Raw genomic sequence first — 19,125 nt, forward strand, 5'->3', positions numbered from 1 at the left:
TGGCCTCTCCTAATAGGACGTCTGCATGGGTTGCGTTGCCGCTGGAGCCTGCTGCGACAGGAGCGAGCGATAGGATGCGACACTCGCCGCTGCGGCGCCTGCCAGCAGCCTGACGTCGTTGGACACCGTGACCATGTCAAACCCCCATCCGACGGCCTTGGCGGCATAGCCGGGGGTCCCGCAATGCAATGCGGCCTTAATGCCTGCACGATGGGCAGCCGCGAGAATGGAACGGATCGCGTCGATCATTTCGGGCTCCTCCCGGTCGAAACCGGTCGGATGGCTCTTTCCGGTGAGGGCGAGCGTCAGATCGGCGGGACCGATGTAGACGGCGTCGAGACCCGGCGTTGAAACGATGGCGTCGAGATTTTCAAAACCCTCGCGGGTCTCGATCATCGCAAAGCAGAGGACCTCGGTGTCGGCGGACTTGCCGTAGTCGGAACCGATCGAGAAAACCGCGCGCGAAGGCCCGAAACTCCGGCAGCCCTGTGGCGGATAGCGCATATAGGAAACGAGCCGTTCCGCATCCTCGCGGCTATTGACCATCGGGCAGATCACGCCATAGGCGCCGGCATCGAGGACCTTCATGATCGCCGCCGGATCGAGCCATGGAACGCGCGCCAGAGGCGTGACGACGGAAGCCCCCATGGCCTGGAGCATCGTCACGGCAGCCTGATAGTCGACGATGCCGTGCTGAAGATCGATCGCAACGCTGTCGTATCCTTGTGCCGCCATGATTTCGGCGGTGAACGGATTTGCGACGGAGAGCCAGCCATTGAGGACGCTGCCGCCCTCCTCCCAGATTTTCCTGATGCCATTCGGTTTCACAATTCTCTCCTTCCAAGCAGACGGCCATATTTCCGGATGACGTCCGGGTCGGGTTCGAAACCGATGCCCGGCCTGTCCGGGACCGTGATGAGTTCGCCGTCGCGGAGCCCCTCCACATCGGCCAGCCAGGCGTCCGGCCGCACGAAATTGTATTCGAGAACGGCAATGGCCGGACGGGCGGCGGCGACTTGCAGGGAGGCGTAAAATCCCGGCCCGAAATAGGGTGAGTGCGGCATGAGCGTGGAGCCGTGGCTCTCGGCGATATCCACGATCTTCAGATATTCGGAGATGCCGCCGATCTTCGTCATGCTCGGCTGGAGATAATCGACCGCACCGGCTTTCAGCGCCTCTTCGACCTGGAAGCTCGTGCACCAGTTCTCGCCCGCGGCGATGTTCAGCCCCTTGCCCCGCAGACCGGCCAGCGCCGTAAAATCCTCCGGCGGATAGATCGGCTCCTCCAGCCAGGTCAGCTGAAGCGCATCGAGTTCCTTCCGGTTTGCCTCCACGAAATCGACGGACCAGGCGCAATTCACATCGACACAGATGTCGATCCCGTTTCCGACCGTCCGGCGCGAGGCCCGGATCGCCGGCAGCGTGATCTCGTGAAGCTTGATCCGCCGAAAACCCGCATCAAGCACCTCTATGGAGGCATCCACCACGAGTTGCTCCTCGGCATAACGCACGAGGCTGGCATAGAAGGGAATCTGCCGCCGAACATCACCTCCTGTCGCCAGCAACTGGTGCAGCGGCTTTCCAGCACGTTTTGCCGCGAGATCCCAGAGTGCGATGTCGACGCCGGAGATCGCGAAGATCGTCACGCCGTAGCGACCGAACATGTGCAGCTGACGCTGGGTCCTTGCATTCCACGCGGGAATATCGTCGATCTCGGCCCCGACCAGCGAGGGCAGGATCAGGCGATCGATCACCGACTTGGTGGCGTCGATCAGCGAATAGCCAAAACCTTCGCCCCAGCCGATATTTCCAAGTTCATCCTCCACGCGCACCAGCGCGAACTCGAGGGTCTTCCATGCCGTGGGCATGATGCCGACGCCGGTTCCGCGCAAGGCGAACGGAATCTCGACGAGGATGACTTCGGCAGCGGTAATTTTCATGAATGCCTCCCATGGTGCTGGAACGGATAGCCTTCCGTCATCGAAGCGCCGCGAGAACCTCGTCGAGTGCCTTGAGGAAGATATCGGCCTCCTCTATCCTGAAGGGCAGCGGCGGACGGATCTTGAGCACATTGCCGGTCGACCCGGAGGCGCTGATGAGGATGCGCTTTTCACGCAGGGCATTGACGACCCGCAAGGAGGTGGCTCCGTCATGTGCCCTGGTCTTGCGGTCGGTCACGAATTCCATGGCGAGGAACAGGCCGGCCCCGCGAACGTCGCCGATGGCGTCGTACCGGTCCTGGAGCTGCCGCATTCCATCGACCATGTAAGTCCCCACCGTGACGGCATTCTCCATCAGGCGTTCGTCCTTGATGACGTCGAGCACGGCCTGCGCGGCGGCGATCGAGACCGTATTGGCGCCGAACGTATTGAAATAGCGAACATCCGCGCCGAAGCGCTCAAGCACCTCCGGCTTCAGCGTTATCCCGGCGATCGGCATGCCATTGCCCATGGGCTTGCCCATCACCACGATGTCGGGAACGATGCCGTGCCGCTGGAAGCCCCACCAGTGCGTGCCCGTGCGGCCGAATCCGGGCTGCACCTCGTCGGCGATGTAGAGGCCGCCGGCAGCATGGACGACGTCGATCGTTTGTTTCAGGAAGCCGGCCGGCTCCGTAAGGATGCCGTCCGTCGAGAAGATGCCGTCGGCGACGAAAGCCGCAAGCTTGATTCCGTGACGGTTCATGTCGCGGATCGCCGCGGCGACCCGCCCGGCGAGAAGTGCCCCGAGATCGCCTTCGTCCCGATAGCTTTCCGGCGGATCGACCACGTAGACATGTTGCCCGAGCGGGACGTTCGGCCCCATGGAGGGCGAGATTTCCGCGACCGCAGACGTCAGGCCGTGATAGGCGTTCGCCGTGACGATGATACCTGTGCCGCCCGTGCCGTATCTGGAAATTCTGAGCGCGAGATCGACCGCCTCGCTGCCGGTGCAGGTATACATCACATTGCCGATTTCCGCAGGGAACGTCGCCAGCAGATCTTCGGAATATTTCAGGATGGAGTCGTGGAGATAGCGGGTATGGCTGTTGAGGGTCGCGGCCTGCTTCGAAATCGCCTCCACGACGCGCGGATGGCAGTGCCCGACCGAAGGGACATTGTTATAGACGTCGAGATAGGCGTTGCCGGCCGGATCGTAGAGCCAGACGCCCTTGGACCGCACGACATGAACCGGATGCTCATAGAAGAGCTTGTAGGACGGGCCGAGAAGCTGCCGGCGGCGCGCAATCAGATCCTGCTCCTGCGGAGACAGGCGGCCGGCGGTGTCCGGATCGAAGCCGTTGATCATATAAGCCGTTGCGGGGGACGACATGGTGTTCTCCTAAACTGACAGGGCGCTGGCGATGGCATCCGTGGCCTTCGCGGAAGGGATGGCGGCCAGGCGATGAAACTGTAGCCACGCCTGAGGCGTATTCCGCAGGATGTAGGCCCGGTTTTCGGGAAAGCGGACGGCGCGCCACTCGGTGATTGCGATACGCATTACCATCCGCGCCATGATCGTCGTGAACAGCAGGGCGACCTCACGATCGTGCAGCGGCCGCCGACTGTGGAAACCGGCGATGAACTCGTTGGCCGCCCGCAACGGATCGTCGGCATCGGTCAACTGGTAGGCGGCGGCCACCGCCACATCGAAGAGAACGGCGGTTTTCACCATGTCCCCGAAATCGATGATACCGGTGATTTCGTCGGTGTTCGCGGGATCGACGACGATATTGTCGCTGTTGAGATCGTTGTGGACGACCTGTGATCGCAGACGGCCGAGATCGGGAAGCACCTCATCGGCAAACCGGTCGAGCCAGGCGCACAATTCGGCGCGTTTCCCGCCATCCTCGAGGTCGTCCAGCATGCCCTTCAGCGAAAGGGCATGCTTCATGTCCCAGGTCGAGACATGATCCTCCGCCGGATGACGAAAATCGGCCAGCGCCTCCTGCAAGCGCCCCAGCATGATACCGGCGTTCCTTCGCTGGACCGGCGTCTGCACCGTCTTTCGCTGGAGAATACCCTGCGTGAAAGTCACCAGACGCACGGTGCGGCAATCCCCCTCACCGCGATCGAGCCGGAATTCCGGCTGACCGTCCCGTGTCGGAACGATCGCCTGGACCGGCATTCCGGGATCCCGCGCGGCGACGTGCAAGAGCGCCAGCGTGTGCATGTTCGTGACCGCGGCTTCCTCACCGGGATTGACGACCTTGAGCAGATATTGCGCGCCATCCATCGCATCGAGCCGGAAATTGCTGTCCTTTTCCCCGGAAAGCGGGTGAGCCGAGGCAGCCAGGCCATAGAGACGGCGCGCGATCTCCGACGCTTCGGCGGCGGTCAGAAGCTCGGATCGAGCCGTCAGCGCGGGGGTTATCGATGCGGTGCCGGAGGCCGCCATTCACTGCTTCCTTCATTTAATATAGTAATATATTGGTATATAAATATTCTGGAGACAAGGCCTCCCGGCCGGAATTTTTCCGAAAATTGATTCCGGGCCGTTTCCGATGTACTGGTATATTGAAAAACGTGAGGTTGGCGGGCGCCGATCCGGATCACAACCAAGAAGAGGCAACCGTGGAACAGTTTCCCATCCTGTTCAATCCCGACCAGCTCGACGGCCGGACGTCCAAGGCCGCGCAGGTCTATGAACTCCTCAGGGACGCGATCATATCCCTGAAGTTGCCCCCCGACAGTCCGATCGTCGAAAAAGATATCTGCGCGCAGCTCGGGATTTCACGCACGCCATTGCGCGAAGCCATCATCCAGCTTGCCAAGGAGAGCCTGATCAAGATCGCGCCGAGCGACGGGACCTTCGTAAACAAGATCGTCATTCGCGAGGTTCTCCAGGGACAGCTCATCCGGGACACGCTCGAGATGCGCCTGACCCGGCTCGCGGCCAGGAACTTCAGGAGGGATTTCGAGAAGGATTTCGAACTTGCGCTGTTCAAGCAGAAGGCGGCCGCCAGAAGGAAGGATGTCGACGAGTTTTTCGCGCTCGACAACGAGTTCCATCAACTCATATGCACCTCCGCCGGCTTTCCCGATGCCTGGCACACGATCCACAATGCGACAGGGCAACTCGATCGCGTGCGCCGACAGGCCTTTCCGCTCGAAGGTCACTATTCGGTCGTTTATGACGAGCATAGCGAGATCTACGGTCACCTGAAACGTCACGACGAGGACGGCGCCGCACACGTATTCCAGCTTCAGCTGGACAGCACCTTTTCCTCCATCGAGATCCTGCGCACCAAACAACCGGACCTCCTGACCGGCGACATGGACATCGACGTGGACCTCATTCGGTAGGCACCGCCTCCGGCCCGTCGATACCTGCGCGCTCCCGACGCCGCCGCGCGGGGCGCATGCGCGGACCCTTTCTTTCACCCTCTTGAGCCTTCAGGCGCTGTTCCGGGCATTCGCCTTCGAGCGAGGCCATTATTTTTTCGTTAGCAATATATTGGAGTATTGCAATATTGGTCGATATGCGTTTCACTAGGCATCAAGAACAAGGGAACGACACGGACGCCGCTTGGGCGGGCCGCGAGGTCGAAGCGCATATGGCGATCCGTGAAAACCGGAAGCGCCCCGGACTTACGCTCGATCCGTGACGGCTCTCCCATAGCAGGTGCAAAGCCAGGGTGGATGTCATGACGGCAGAACTTACGCCGCTAACCAAGCAGCCGGAGACGGGAGGCGCGACCGATCGCATCGGAAGGCCCGGTTTCCGGATCGACGTCAACACCCTCGTTCTCGCGGCGCTGTGCGCCGTGGTGCTGGGTCTCCTGTTCACGATGTATGTCGAAGCCCCCACCTTCTTCCGCGTGAACAACCTCATCAACATCCTGGTTCAGGCGTCGATTGTCGGCATTCTCGCCATTGGGCTCTCCTTCGTCCTGATCGGCGGCGGCATCGATCTTTCCATGCCGGCGACGCTGGCGCTGAGCGGCGTCATCGGCGCGATCTGCATGCGCGACATGCAATCGGCCTGGATCGGCCCGGTCGTGATGCTCACCGCCGGCACGGCGATCGGCGCCTTCAACGGTTACGCCGTCGCTTATCTGCGCATGGCCCCCTTCGTCGTGACGCTGGCGACGATGACGGTCGCCGGCGGCGCGGCAGTCTGGATCACCGGCTCGCAGAGCATCTCCGACTATCCGCTCGAGTTCGAGGATTTCTTCCTGTTCCGGTTCCTCCGTCTGCCGCTTTCGGTCTGGTTGTTCGCCGCCTGCGCGCTCATCGCCGCATTCCTCCTCAACAGGACCATGTTCGGCCGCTATATTCGCGCGGTCGGCTTCAACCCCGCCGCGGCATCGATCTCGCGCGTTCCCGTGTCGCGCGTGCTCTGCCTGACCTATGTCATTGCCGGCTTCCTCGCCTCCCTCACCGCAATCCTGCTTATCGCCCGTTTGGGCTCGGCCTCGGCGAGCCTTGCCAGCGACAGTCTCCTTCTCGACATCATCAGCGCCTGCGTGATCGGGCGCGTCAGCATCTACGGGGGCGTCGGCAATCCCCTGCAAGCCGCCCTTGGCGCCGTCGCCGTCACTTTGATCAGCAATAGCCTCAACCAGCTTGGCGTGTCCTATTTCGCAAGCCTGGTGATCAAGGGCGGGATCATCGTGCTCTTCGTCTATCTCGACAGGTTCGTCCGGAGGTCCGCATGAACGCCCTGCCCCGCCTCCAGATGTCCTCCGTCGCCAAGCGTTTCGGTCCTGTCGTCGCGCTGACGGACGGAAACCTCACCCTTCATGCCGGCGAGGTCCACGCATTGATGGGCGCGAACGGCGCTGGCAAGAGCACCCTCATGAACATCCTCGGCGGCGTGATCTCGAAGGACACCGGCAAGGTGGTCATCGATGGCGCACCCGTCGAACTGAACGGCTCGGCGCATGCCGCCGCGATGGGCATCGCCTTCGTCCATCAGGAACTGACGACGATGCCGACGCTCACCGTGGCGGAGAACATGTTCCTCGAGGATTATCCGAAACGGGGCCCGTTCATCGCCCGGCGCCGGATGATCGCCGAGGCCGCCGCCCTCCTGGCGCGCGTCGGTTGCCAGATCGATCCCCTCGCGCTGGTGGAAACGCTGAGCACCGGCGACCGCCAGCTCGTCGAGATCGCCCGCGCCATACGGAAAGCGCCGAAGATCATCATCTTCGACGAGCCCACCTCCTCTCTTTCGGGCCCCGAGCGCGAAAAGCTGTTCGGCGTCATCGAAACGCTGCGCGCCAACGGCGCGGCGATCGTCTTCATCAGCCACTTCCTCGACGAGGTCTTCCGCATCAGCGACCGGATCACCGTCATGCGCAACGGTTGCACGGTCGGCATGTGGGCAAAGACGGAGACGAGCACGGCCGAGGTGGTGGAGAACATGCTGGGCAGCGTTGCAGCCACGGATCGCGTGCGCGAACCGTTCGTCTCCGGCAGCGCACCCTTTCTGGTTGCCCGGGAGGTAACGTCCGGCCCCCTGATCGACGGGGTGAACCTGACGATGCGTCCCGGCGAAATCGTCGGCCTCTGGGGATTGCTGGGATCGGGCAGGACGGAACTGGTGCGCGCCCTGATGGGGCTCGACCCGCTGAGCGCCGGCCGCATCGAGGTCGCGGGGGACGACGGCGTGCTGCGCGAGACGGCACCGGCGGCGCTCCGCCAGCGCACCGGGCTCGTCACCGAGGACCGCCGCAAGGAGGGCGTCATCCTGCCCTTCTCGATCGCGCAGAACATCGGCTTGCCCAACCTCGCGCAGCTCAGCAACGCCTTCGGCATCATCGATGCGCGCAAGGAACGGGCGCTTGCCACACGCCTCGCATCGGAGCTTGGCGTGAAGGCCGTCTCGGTCGACCAGACGGCCGGCACGCTGTCGGGCGGCAACCAGCAGAAGGTCGTCTTCAGCAAATGGCTGCCGATGAAGCCGCGCCTGTTCATCCTGGACGAGCCGACGCGCGGGCTCGACACCGGCGCGAAGGGCGAAATCCTGAAGCTGACCGTCCGGCTGGCGGAGGAAGGGGCGAGCGTCCTTTTTATCTCCTCCGAACTGGAGGAACTGATGCGCGTGGCGGATCGCTACATGGTGATCAACCGCGGCCGCATTACGCATGAACTGCCGGGCTCCGCCTCGCATGACGCGCTGATGGCTTCGGTTTCCGACGAACGTTCGATGCAAGGGGCCGCCTGATGCGCACAAGCCGAATTCTCGCCACCCTGGGCGACGCACACCGCAATCTCGGGCTGGTCCTCGCCCTGCTTGCCGTCATGGCCGGCTTTTCGATAGCCGCACCGAGCTTTGCCACGACCGACAATCTCTTTGCGATCCTGCATGCGATGGGTCCGTCGACGCTGGCCGCAACGGGCATGGCGCTGGTCATCCTCACCGGCAAGATCGATATTTCCATCGGCTCCATCGCCTTCCTCTCCGCCTCGACCGGCGCCTTGCTGATGGAAGCCGGCCACAGCCCTCTTGCGGGCTTCGCGGCGATCCTGGGGCTCGGAGCAGTGCTCGGCGCGATCAACGGGTTTCTCGTCGCCTATCTGCGGATCAATGCGCTGATCGCCACGCTCGGCACGATGATGGCCTATCGCGGGATCGGACTGATCTTCACAGACGCGCGCGTCATCCCGCTGCCGGAAACCATGCGCAGTGTGGCCAATGCGACCATAGGCCCCGTCTTCATCGACACCGTCGCGGTCGTCGCCATCGTCGCGGCGATCCAGGTGCTGCATCGCTCCACGAGCTTCGGGCGCTCCCTCTCGGCGGTGGGCAATGGCGAGGACATCGCCGCGAGGATCGGGCTGAACACACGCCGGACCGTGTTCCTCACCTTCACGCTGGCCGGCCTTCTCGCCGCGCTCGCCGCCTGCAGCAGCTTCATCCAGGTCGGCTCCGTCAGCGGCTTTCTCGGCAAGGGGCTGGAATTCAACGCCATCGCCATCGCCGTCGTCGGCGGGATCTCGCTTGCCGGTGGCCGCGGGACGATCGTTCCGGGCGTCCTGATCGGCGCTGCCGCCTTCCAGATGATCTCCAACGGCCTCAACCAGGTGAACGCCGATCCCTACATCTACCAGCTCGTGACCGGCGCCGTGATCTTCGTCGCCATGTACATGGACGCCTTCAAACGCGCACCTGTCCGTTGATGGGCGGCAGAACGACTTCAACCGCAACAAAAAGGGGAATACCATGAAATCGCATCTGATATTTGCCACCGCCGCCATCGGCCTCATCCTGTCGGGCCATGCCCATGCGGAAGAAAAGACGATCGGACTTTCCTGGAACTCCAAGGAGAACGAGATCGTCGGCAAGTGGGAGGAATACTTGCAAAGCGAAGCCGCGCGGCAGGGCAAGGAGGCCGGGCTCGAGTTCCGGTTCGTCATCAATGTCGCCGACAACGATCCCACCCGGCAGGCCGCCAATATCGAGGACTTGATCAACCAGGGCGTCGACCTGATCATCGCGCGCGGCGAGGATTCCGCCGCCATCGGCTCATCCATCCGCGCGGCGAAGCGGTCGGAAATTCCCTTCATCACCTTCGATCACGGCTCGACCTCGGTCCAGCCGGACGCCCATGTCTCGGGTGACAGCTACAATCAGGCAAAAAGCACCGCCGAGGCCTTTGTCGCCCTCATGAAGGAAAAGGGCGTCGAGGGCCAATGCATCGAGCTGCAAGGCGCGCTGAAGGACGTCAACGCCGTCAACCGCTCGAAGGCCTGGCACGAGGTCACCGAAAATTCCGGCGTCGTGACGACGCTGCAATCCGTTCCGACCGAATGGAACCCGGAAATCTTCCGGTCTGGGACGGTGAACGCCTTCCGCGCCAATCCGAATGCCAACTGCCTGTTCCTCGGCAGCGATTTCGCTATTTCTGCTGTTCGCTCGGCATTGGAAAGCATGGACAAATGGGCGCCGGCCGGCGACCCGAAGCATGTGTATATCGCCACACAGGATCTTTTCCCGGAAGCGGTCAAGGCGATGGAAGACGGTTACATCGACGTCGGAACGACCTTCGATGCCTATGAGCATGCAAAGGAAGCGATCCGTGTCGCGATCACGCTGATCGGCGGCGGCGACCCGGAATGCGCACCCGAAGGCTGCCTTGCCGCAGGCCGCATCGCGACGCCGGCAAATATCGCAACGCTGGAAAACCTCTGGTCGCGGCAGTGATCCCCGCCCGGCGCTCGCCCCCCGGGCGCCGGGTCCCTATCCCTCTTCCTGGATGATTACCGTGCACACTCCCGTTCAACAAGCATCCGCAAAACTTCCGATGTTCACGGTCGTGGTCCTGCGGCGGCGCTTCGAATCCGTGGTTCGCGAGATGTCGAACACGCTGGCGAAAACCGGCCGGTCCGGTGTCCTCAACACGGCCCTCGATTTTTCCTGCACCGTCACCGACAGCAGCTTCCAATCGCTGAGCGCCGGACAGGGCCTGCCGGTGCACACCGGGGCCATCCACCTGATACCGCAGGCCGTCGCCGAGAAATTCGGCGACGACATGGGGCCGGGCGACTGCTTCGTCAACAATTCCAGCTACCACGGCAACACGCATTGCGCCGACTTCACGCTGTGCTCGCCGGTCTATCATCAGGGCGAACTCGTCTTCTATTCCATCGCCCGCGCCCACTTCAGCGACATGGGCTTTCCGACGCCGGACACCTACGCGCCGCTTGCGCGCGACTATTACGAGGAAGGGCTGATGCTACCGTGCATCCGCATCCAGCGGGCCGGGCGCGACGTGCCGGAAGTCATCGACATCTGCAAAGCCAACATCCGTGCGCCGGACATCTTCTACGGCGACTATCTCGCCACCCTCGGCGCCGTGCGGACAGGAGAACGCCGCGTTCTGGAGATCTGCGACGAGTTCGGCGTGGATGTCGTCAAGCAGTTCCTCTGCGAATATCAGGATTATGCCGAGGCCATGGCGAGCGAGGCCATCGGTGGCCTTCCCTCCGGCACGGTCAGCAAGGAATTCTTCCACGATTCCGTCCTGCCGGAATACCCGGACGGAATTCCCGTCCGCGCCACGCTGACGGTCGATCCCGACGCACGACGGATCGAGATCGATCTGCGCGACAACGTCGACAACCTGCCGCTCGGGATCAATATGAACGAGGCGACGGTGCTCGCCTGCTGCGCCACCGCGATCATGAACATCCTGGGTCCCGACGTGCCGCGCTGCGCCGGCGCGCTCAGGCGCGTCCATGTCCTGATGCGCGAGGGCAGCGCGATCGGCAAGCCGAAGTTTCCCGCCGCAACCTGCGCCTCCACGACGAACCTCGCGCATATTCTCATCGAGCACATACAGTCGATGTTCGCCGAACTGGGCGAAGGGCTGGGCACCGGTTACGGCACGATCGGCCACCCCGCTTCCGCCCCCGTCGTCTCGGGCTCCGACTCCCGCTTCGGTGAACGGCCCTTCGTCAACCAGATCATGCTCGGATACTGGGGAGGCCCCGCTGCCTCGGGCCACGACGGCTGGCTGACCTATGGCAGCGGAACCACACAGGGCATGCTCTGGCAATCGAGCGTCGAGGTCGTCGAGGCGCAACAGCCGCTGCTGGTCGAAAAACTGGAGATCCGCGCGGATTCCTTCGGCCCCGGCGAGTGGATCGGGGGCGGTGGAGCCTCCTGCGTCCTGCGAGCCCGCGCCGATACGCTGCGCTTCACCTGCAACAGTGGCGCACGCCGCTTTCCCCCACCGGGAACGGCTGGCGGGGAGCCCGGCGCGCCCAATCTGGCCTGGAAGCGATCGGCCGACGGCAGCCTGACCGAGTTGCCGATCTTCTTCGACGTCGTGATCGCCCCTGGCGAAAAACTCGTCTCCGAAGGATGCGGCGGCGGCGGATACGGTCCGCCGATGCGCCGCGACGCCACACGCGTCCTCAAGGACGTCCGCGCGGAACTGATCAGCGTCGAATGCGCCCGCAAGACCTATGGCGTGGCCGTCATGCGCGGCCGCGACGGATACGAGATCGACATCGACGCGACGCGCAACTTGCGCTCCCCAAGCAAACAGCAGGTAGGATGACATGAGCCAGGCCGCCTCCGCTCCCTTCCATATCGCCGCCGACGTCGGCGGAACGTTCACCGACCTCGTGCTACGCGACGCCCGTGACCGGACCTTCCTGTTCAAATCGCTGACCACGCCCGCCGATCTTTCGGAAGGCATTTTCAACGGCCTCGCACTCATGGCGGAAGCGATCGGCATGAGCCGGGAAGAGATGCTGGCTGCCGCCAACGGCTTTGCCTGCGGCACCACGGCGGCCACCAACGCCATTCTCGAAGGCAAGACGGCGCGCACCGCCCTTTTCTGCACCGAGGGTTTCCGCGATATCCTCTCGATCCGTACCGGCGGCCGGCACGGCTTCTCGATTCAGGAGGACTATCCCGAACCCTATATCCCCCGCGAGATGACATTCGGCGTGCGCGAACGGCTGAATGCCGAAGGCGCCATCGAGACCGCCTTCGACGCCGAACAGGCCCGGGCGCAGCTTGCGTCCTGTGCCGCAGGCCGGCCGGAGGCGGTCGCCGTCGCATTTCTCTGGTCCCACATCAACCCGGCCCACGAACTGCAATTCGCCGCACTTCTGGAAGACCTGCTTCCAGGCGTTCCCTACAGTCTTTCCCATCAGGTCAATCCTACCATCGGGGAATACAAGAGAACCTCTGCAACGGCGATCGACGCGTCCCTGAAGCCGGTTCTCCGCCAGCAGATCGCCGCATTGGAAGAAAGGCTGGCCCTGAACGGCTTTCGCGGGCAGCCGACCTTCGTCTGCTCCAACGGCGGGCGGACCTCCAGTCGGGAGATAACGCAAAAGCCCGTCTATCTCTGCCTGTCCGGCCCCTCCACGGCGCCTGCCGCCGCAGTCAGGCTTGCCGCCCGTGCCGGTATCGCGCATGGAAACGTCATCACCATCGACATCGGCGGCACGAGCCTTGACGCCAGCATCGCCCGCAAAGGCCGCGTCGCCATGCATCGGGAAGGGTCTATCGCAGGACATGTGTTCGGCGTGCCGTCCATCGATGTGGCGACCGTCGGCTCCGGCGGCGGCTCGATTGCCTGGGTGGACGCCGGCGGGATGCTGCGCGTCGGGCCTGAAAGCGCCGGGTCCTTCCCCGGACCGGCCTGCTATGGACGCGGCGGCGAGCGCGCCACCCTCACCGACGCAAACCTCGTGCGCGGCCTCCTGGACCCGGCAACCTTCGCGGACGGGCAGATGACGCTCTCGCTCGACAAGGCGCGGGACGCTATCGGGCGGGACGTCGCCGGCCCGCTCGGCATCTCCGTCGATGAGGGCGCCGCCCTCATTGCCGCCGTCGCCGAGCAGGACATGGTCGCGGCCATCGAGGAACTGGCCATCAAGCGCGGCTTCGATCCGCGCGAGTTCCTGCTGGTCTCCGGCGGCGGCGCGGGCGGCCTGCATGCGGCGCGCCTCGCCCGCGAACTTGGCATGCGGGAAGTGCTCTTCCCCCACGCGGCCAGCGTGCTCTGCGCCTATGGCACGGCGACCGGCGACATAAAGTTCGATTTTTCCGTCAGCCGCGCGACAAGCAGCAAGGCCTTCGACTTCGCTGCCGTCCGCACGGCGCTCGCCGCACTTCACGCCGAGGGAACCGCCTTCCTCGAACGAATGGACGTGGAACCCGCGCGGCGAACGCTGCGTTTCACCGTCGACGCCCACTACCAGGGCCAGGTGTCCCATCTCTCGGTCGATCTTGACGGCGATCTCGCCACCAAGGACGATCTCGCCAGACTGACGGCGGCGTTCCACGCCGAGCACCAGCGCAGCTATGCCGTCCAGGCGCCGGATGACACGATCGAATTCGTGGCATGGAACGTCGAGGCGATCGGCAGGACCCGGGACGCGACCCACACGACCGGCGCCCGGACGACGGCGATCAGGCCGATCGTGGCTGAACGCCATCGCAGCGTTTTCGACCACGCCACCGTGACGGCGGTCGAGATCGGGCTTATTGCCAGCGATAGCCTGACACCCGGCGACACCTTCACCGGCCCGACACTGGTGGAGGACCGGCTGACATCGATCTTTATCCCCGAGCGGTGCATCGCGACGGTCACGCAGGATCGAGACTTGCTTGTCGCGATAGACGCCTAGATGAGACCCGTTCGCGGATCAGTTTGCCGACAGCATCGTAGCCCTACGCGTCCTTCGGCAAGGTCGAACGCACCCGCGCGACGAAGGTGTGGAACTCGGCCATGATGTTGCGCAGGAAATCGGCGGTGCCGTCGTTTGTGACCTCGCCATCATCGGCAATCAGGCCCGGCGTGAACTGGATATAAGCCTCTGGCGCGTTCATCTGCGGCGAATTGCAGAAGCTGAGCACACTGCGGAGATTCTGCTGCGCGACGGCGGTGCCGATCGCGCCCGGCGAGGTGCCGATCACCGCAGACGGCTTGCCGGTGAAGGCGTTGGTGCCATAGGGACGGCTCGCCCAGTCGATGGCATTCTTCAATCCGCCGGGTATGGAACGATTATATTCGGGCGTGACGAACAGCACGGCGTCGACGGCGGCGATGGCCTCCTTGAACGTCCGGGCAACCTGCGGATAATCGGCGTCGTAATCGTAGCTGTAGAGCGGCAGATCCTTGAAGGAAATCTCCGACATCGCCAGTTCCGGCGGCGCCAGCCGCACCAGTGCATTTGCAAGTTTGCGGTTGATCGATCCCGCAGCAAGGCTTCCGATGAAGTATCCGACTTTATGCGTGGTCATGACATGCTTCCTCATAACGAACGATTGCTGTTGCTTCTGGTGCGATCACCCCTTGGGTAACCCCGCGACCGATTTCCCCGCCATCGCATCAATTCTGGGCCATGGCCTTGAAAAGGGTCCGGTTCATGGAGTGTAGTCGGTTCTGCTCTGTCTGTATCGCTCGAAAAGCAATAGACCGGGTGGAACAGGATCGGCCGATTTTTCGTAGGAGAACCTTATGTCATTGAAGGATCAAGTCATACTGGTAACCGGCGCTGGCCAGGGAATTGGACGAGGCATCGCACTGCGGCTTGCAAAGGAAGGCGCCGATCTCGCGCTGGCCGATGTCAAGGCGGACAAGCTCGACTCCGTTCGCAAGGAAGTCGAAGCGCTCGGCCGCAAGGCGACCACCATCATTGCCGATGTCAGCAAGCGCGACGACGTCTACGCCGCCATCGACCATGCGGAAAAGCAACTTGGCGGGTTCGACGTCATCGTCAACAATGCCGGCATCGCACAGGTCAAGCCGATCGCCGACGTCACGCCCGAGGATATGGACCTGATCTTCCGTATCAATGTCGACGGCGTGCTCTGGGGCATCCAGGCGGCTGCGAAGAAATTCAAGGATCGCGACCAGAAAGGCAAGATCATCAATGCGTGCTCGATCGCCGGACACGACGGCTTCGCCATGCTTGGCGTCTATTCGGCGACCAAGTTCGCCGTACGCGCACTGACGCAAGCCGCCGCCAAGGAATATGCCAGCGCAGGCATCACGGTCAACGCCTATTGCCCCGGCATCGTCGGCACCGACATGTGGGTGGAGATCGACGAGCGCTTTTCCGAAATCACCGGGACACCGAAGGGCGAGACCTACAAGAAATACGTCGAAGGCATCGCGCTCGGCCGCGCCCAGACACCCGAGGATGTTGCAGCGCTCGTCGCCTTTCTCGCAGGCGCCGATTCCGACTATATCACCGGGCAGTCCATCCTCACCGACGGCGGTATCGTCTATCGATAGGCCACCGGCATGACGCCCTGAATTTGCGACCCGCTCCCCGGCTGTTGCACAGCAAGGGAGCGGGTGCATCCGTTACGACCGCAGTTCATCCACCTTGCCGAAACGCCGGGGCCTGGCTTTGGCGATCGGCCCGCCGCCACTTTCAGCGAGCCCCTCGATGATCGGGCAGTCCGGCCGGCTGTCACCGTGACAGCGTCTGGCCAGATTTTCCAGCGTCGCGATCATCGCCGCGATCTCTGCCTGCTTCTGCTTCAGCGCATCGACATGTAAAAGCGCCAATGCCTTCACGTCGGCGCTCGCGCGCTCGCGATCGCTCCACAGGGCGAGCAGATCGCCGATCTGCTCGACGGTGAAGCCAAGATCGCGCGCGCCGCGGATGAAGCGCAAACGGTGGATGTCGGCATCGTCATAATCGCGATAGCCGCTGTCGCGCCGCGCCGCCTTCGGGATCAGGCCGGTCTGTTCATAGTAGCGGATCATCTTGGAACTGACCCCGGAAGCCTGGGCTGCCTCACCGATATTCATCAGACTTTTCCTTTCGCGGCGGTTTTCGCGCTCGAGACCGCAATCCTCATGTCACAGTCCTCATATGGAGTGCCTGACGCCTTCGGCCAATGCCTGAACGCGTGTCGGCTGCACCGGCGCGTCGTTGATGCCGTCGCCACACGCCCCTGATGAACCTGCCATAGCGCATCCGTCCATTCGGACGAAAGCAAGGCGCCATCAAAATCCGGGATCATGCGATCAGGAAAAAGAACTTTCGCACTTGACCTTCCCATGGTTGGAAGCCCCATTTTCCAGTCGAACGTAAATTTCGGAACAAAAAAGGAGGCGGCTATGAATGCTCCCGTTCGAGCTGCGGACCCGAAGAACGCAGTAATTTCCCTGTCTATCGAAGGCATGACTTGCGTATCCTGCGTCGGCCGCGTCGAAAGAGCCCTCAAGGCCGTACCCGGCGTTGCCGACGCTGCCGTCAATCTGGCGACCGAAAAAGCAAGCATCACGACAGACGCCCCCGTCGATCGCGCCATGCTCGTCAAGGCCGTGGGAGATGCCGGCTATACGGTCTCGGAGAGCTTCAGCGCTCCGAAAGCGACCTCGCTCGAGGTTGCGATCGAGGGCATGACCTGCGCCTCCTGCGTCGGCCGCGTCGAGAAGGCCCTGAAGGCTCTCCCGGGTGTTGCAAACGCGATCGTCAACCTTGCGACCGAGAAGGCCACGGTTCAGGGAACCGCCGATCCGGCGGCCGTAATCGGGGCAATCGCCAGCGCGGGTTACACCGCCGAGGTGATCGGCGGCGCCCATGAGGGCGGACAGGCCGAAGCGAAAGAACGCGCCGGGAAGAAGGAGGAAGAACGCCGGGAACTCACGCGCGACCTCACCATCGCGGCGGTGCTGACGGCGCCGGTGTTTTTACTGGAAATGGGCGCGCACGCGATCCCCGGTGTCCATGACCTGATCGATTCGACGATCGGGATGACGAACGCCTGGTATCTGCAATTCGTGTTGACGACCATCGTGCTGTTCGTACCCGGCATCCGCTTCTACGCCAGGGGACTTCCGGCGCTCTGGCGGCTTGCGCCTGACATGAACTCTCTGGTCGCCGTCGGTACGTTGGCTGCCTATGGTTATTCTCTTGTCGCGACCTTCGCCCCCGGCTTCCTGCCGGCGGGAACGATCAACGTCTATTATGAAGCCGCTGCGGTCATCGTCACGCTGATCCTGCTCGGCCGGCTGCTCGAAGCCCGCGCAAAAGGCCGCACTTCGGAAGCAATCAAGCATCTGGTCGGCCTTCAGGCCAGAACGGCGCGTGTCCGCCGTGACGGCAAGGCGGTCGATCTGCCGATCGATTCGGTTCTATCGGGCGACATCGTGGAGGTCCGCCCCGGCGATCGTATCCCGGTCGATGGCGACGTGATCGAAGGCGACAGCTATGTCGACGAATCGATGATCACCGGCGAACCGATCCCGGTTTCGAAATCGGCGGGCAGCGAAGTCGTCGGCGGCACGGTCAACCAGACGGGCGCATTCGCATTCCGGGCAACCGCCGTCGGCGGCAACACGGTGCTGTCGCAGATCATCCGCATGGTCGAGGAAGCGCAAGGCTCGAAGCTGCCTATTCAGGCGCTGGTCGACAAGGTGACGATGTACTTCGTCCCGGCGGTCTTCGCCGCCGCCGCGCTCACCTTCGCTGCATGGCTCTATTTCGGCCCCTCGCCCGCGCTCACCTTCGCGCTGGTCAATGCCGTTGCCGTCCTGATCATCGCCTGCCCCTGCGCCATGGGCCTTGCGACGCCGACCTCGATCATGGTCGGCACCGGCCGCGGCGCGGAACTGGGCGTGCTGTTCCGTAAGGGCGAGGCGCTGCAACTCCTGAAGGACGCCAGGGTCGTGGCCGTCGACAAGACCGGCACGCTGACCGAGGGCAAGCCTGCGCTGACCGACCTCGAACTGGCTGCCGGCTTCGACCGGGCAACGGTGCTGGGTCTGGTCGCGGCCGCCGAAGCCAGGTCGGAACATCCGATCGCCCGCGCGATCGTGGACGCGGCCGAGGCGGAAGGCATCGCACTGCCCACGGTGTCGGACTTCGAATCGGTGACCGGCTTCGGCGTGAAGGCCGTGGTCGGCGGCAGCCACGTCGAGATCGGCGCCGACCGCTACATGGTCGAGCTTGGCCATGATGTGGCGGGCTTCGCCAAGGTTGCCGAACATCTCGGCGATGAGGGCAAGTCGCCGCTCTATGCGGCGATCGACGGCAGGCTGGCGGCAATCGTTGCCGTCGCCGACCCGATCAAGGAGACGACGCCCGCCGCCATCAAGGCGCTGCACGATCTCGGCCTCAAGGTCGCGATGATCACCGGCGACAACGCCCGCACGGCAAAGGCCATCGCCGCGCGGCTCGGCATCGACGAGGTGGTGGCGGAAGTGCTGCCGGACGGCAAGGTCGATGCGGTGCGCCGCCTCAAGGCCGAGCACGGCAAGGTCGCCTTCGTCGGCGACGGCATCAACGACGCTCCGGCCCTGGCCGAGGCGGATGTGGGTCTCGCCATCGGCACCGGCACGGACATCGCCATCGAGGCTGCGGACGTGGTACTCATGTCGGGCAGCCTGCAAGGGGTGCCGAACGCCATCGCACTCTCCCAGGCGACGATCGGCAACATCCGGCAGAACCTGTTCTGGGCCTTCGCCTATAACACGGCGCTGATCCCGGTCGCCGCCGGTGTGCTCTATCCGGCCTATGGCATCCTCTTGTCGCCGGTCTTCGCCGCCGGCGCCATGGCCCTGTCGAGCGTCTTCGTGCTCGGCAATGCGCTACGGCTCAAGACCTTCAGGGTCCCAAGCTGATGACATCGCTCTACCGCATTATCCGACGCCGAAGCGAGATCGCTTCAGCCCAGGATAATGCGGTAAAAGCAATATATATTAGAGCA

The 19,125-nt window shown here is 63.4% G+C and carries 15 protein-coding genes; 9 read left to right on the forward strand and 6 right to left on the reverse strand.

Translation table 11 applies throughout. From position 1 onward, the window contains the following. Positions 1 to 9: 9 nt before the first annotated feature. From KYK29_RS14810 to KYK29_RS14825, 4 genes are read right to left on the reverse strand one after another with little or no spacing between them, the layout of a single operon-like run. Positions 10 to 828, reverse strand: coding sequence for an HpcH/HpaI aldolase family protein (locus KYK29_RS14810; protein ID WP_254691679.1), 819 nt, complete (start codon positions 826 to 828; stop codon positions 10 to 12). After that, positions 825 to 1,940, reverse strand: coding sequence for a mandelate racemase/muconate lactonizing enzyme family protein (locus tag KYK29_RS14815; protein WP_254691680.1), 1,116 nt, complete (start codon positions 1,938 to 1,940; stop codon positions 825 to 827). The genes KYK29_RS14810 and KYK29_RS14815 overlap by 4 nt, the downstream gene beginning before the upstream one ends. A gap of 37 nt (positions 1,941 to 1,977) precedes the next feature. Then, on the reverse strand, positions 1,978 to 3,312 hold the full coding sequence (locus tag KYK29_RS14820; RefSeq protein WP_254691681.1) for an aspartate aminotransferase family protein: 1,335 nt from the start codon (positions 3,310 to 3,312) through the stop codon (positions 1,978 to 1,980). 9 nt (positions 3,313 to 3,321) lie between these two features. Continuing rightward, the gene (locus KYK29_RS14825) at positions 3,322 to 4,377 is read right to left on the reverse strand and encodes a phosphotransferase (RefSeq protein WP_254691682.1); all 1,056 of its coding nucleotides are present in this window, start codon (positions 4,375 to 4,377) and stop codon (positions 3,322 to 3,324) included. A gap of 176 nt (positions 4,378 to 4,553) precedes the next feature. Here KYK29_RS14825 and KYK29_RS14830 point away from each other — a divergent pair, with 176 nt between their 5' ends. The 7 genes from KYK29_RS14830 to KYK29_RS14860 all read left to right on the forward strand — a co-directional run bounded on the left by KYK29_RS14830 (position 4,554) and on the right by KYK29_RS14860 (position 14,081). Then, positions 4,554 to 5,285: a GntR family transcriptional regulator gene (locus KYK29_RS14830; RefSeq protein WP_254691683.1), complete on the forward strand. Its 732-nt coding sequence runs from the start codon at positions 4,554 to 4,556 to the stop codon at positions 5,283 to 5,285. A gap of 341 nt (positions 5,286 to 5,626) precedes the next feature. Continuing rightward, positions 5,627 to 6,640: an ABC transporter permease gene (locus KYK29_RS14835; protein WP_254691684.1), complete on the forward strand. Its 1,014-nt coding sequence runs from the start codon at positions 5,627 to 5,629 to the stop codon at positions 6,638 to 6,640. After that, complete coding sequence (locus KYK29_RS14840) at positions 6,637 to 8,151, forward strand: sugar ABC transporter ATP-binding protein (RefSeq protein ID WP_254691685.1); 1,515 nt, start codon at positions 6,637 to 6,639, stop codon at positions 8,149 to 8,151. The genes KYK29_RS14835 and KYK29_RS14840 overlap by 4 nt, the downstream gene beginning before the upstream one ends. Continuing rightward, entirely contained in the window at positions 8,151 to 9,107 is a 957-nt protein-coding gene (locus KYK29_RS14845; RefSeq protein ID WP_254691686.1) for an ABC transporter permease, read from the forward strand. The genes KYK29_RS14840 and KYK29_RS14845 overlap by 1 nt, the downstream gene beginning before the upstream one ends. A gap of 43 nt (positions 9,108 to 9,150) precedes the next feature. After that, positions 9,151 to 10,131 (forward strand): sugar ABC transporter substrate-binding protein, encoded by a 981-nt coding sequence (locus KYK29_RS14850; RefSeq protein ID WP_254691687.1) that lies wholly within the window; start codon positions 9,151 to 9,153, stop codon positions 10,129 to 10,131. 100 nt (positions 10,132 to 10,231) lie between these two features. Beyond that, entirely contained in the window at positions 10,232 to 11,992 is a 1,761-nt protein-coding gene (locus KYK29_RS14855) for a hydantoinase B/oxoprolinase family protein (RefSeq protein ID WP_254691688.1), read from the forward strand. 1 nt (position 11,993) lies between these two features. Beyond that, positions 11,994 to 14,081, forward strand: a complete 2,088-nt coding sequence (locus KYK29_RS14860) for a hydantoinase/oxoprolinase family protein (RefSeq protein ID WP_254691689.1) — start codon at positions 11,994 to 11,996, stop codon at positions 14,079 to 14,081. 43 nt (positions 14,082 to 14,124) lie between these two features. Here the strand turns inward: KYK29_RS14860 and KYK29_RS14865 are convergent, their stop codons facing one another. Beyond that, positions 14,125 to 14,697 (reverse strand): NADPH-dependent FMN reductase, encoded by a 573-nt coding sequence (locus KYK29_RS14865; RefSeq protein ID WP_254691690.1) that lies wholly within the window; start codon positions 14,695 to 14,697, stop codon positions 14,125 to 14,127. Positions 14,698 to 14,914: 217 nt separating this feature from the next. Here KYK29_RS14865 and KYK29_RS14870 point away from each other — a divergent pair, with 217 nt between their 5' ends. Then, positions 14,915 to 15,694, forward strand: a complete 780-nt coding sequence (locus KYK29_RS14870; protein ID WP_254691691.1) for an acetoin reductase — start codon at positions 14,915 to 14,917, stop codon at positions 15,692 to 15,694. 72 nt (positions 15,695 to 15,766) lie between these two features. Here KYK29_RS14870 and cueR read toward each other — a convergent pair whose 3' ends face one another. Beyond that, positions 15,767 to 16,219 (reverse strand): Cu(I)-responsive transcriptional regulator, encoded by a 453-nt coding sequence (gene cueR / locus KYK29_RS14875; protein ID WP_254691692.1) that lies wholly within the window; start codon positions 16,217 to 16,219, stop codon positions 15,767 to 15,769. Positions 16,220 to 16,531: 312 nt separating this feature from the next. Here cueR and KYK29_RS14880 point away from each other — a divergent pair, with 312 nt between their 5' ends. Continuing rightward, positions 16,532 to 19,039 (forward strand): heavy metal translocating P-type ATPase, encoded by a 2,508-nt coding sequence (locus KYK29_RS14880; RefSeq protein WP_254691693.1) that lies wholly within the window; start codon positions 16,532 to 16,534, stop codon positions 19,037 to 19,039. Positions 19,040 to 19,125: the final 86 nt, after the last annotated feature.

This window comes from Shinella daejeonensis (assembly GCF_024281235.1).
GTDB classification, from domain to species: domain Bacteria; phylum Pseudomonadota; class Alphaproteobacteria; order Rhizobiales; family Rhizobiaceae; genus Shinella; species Shinella daejeonensis.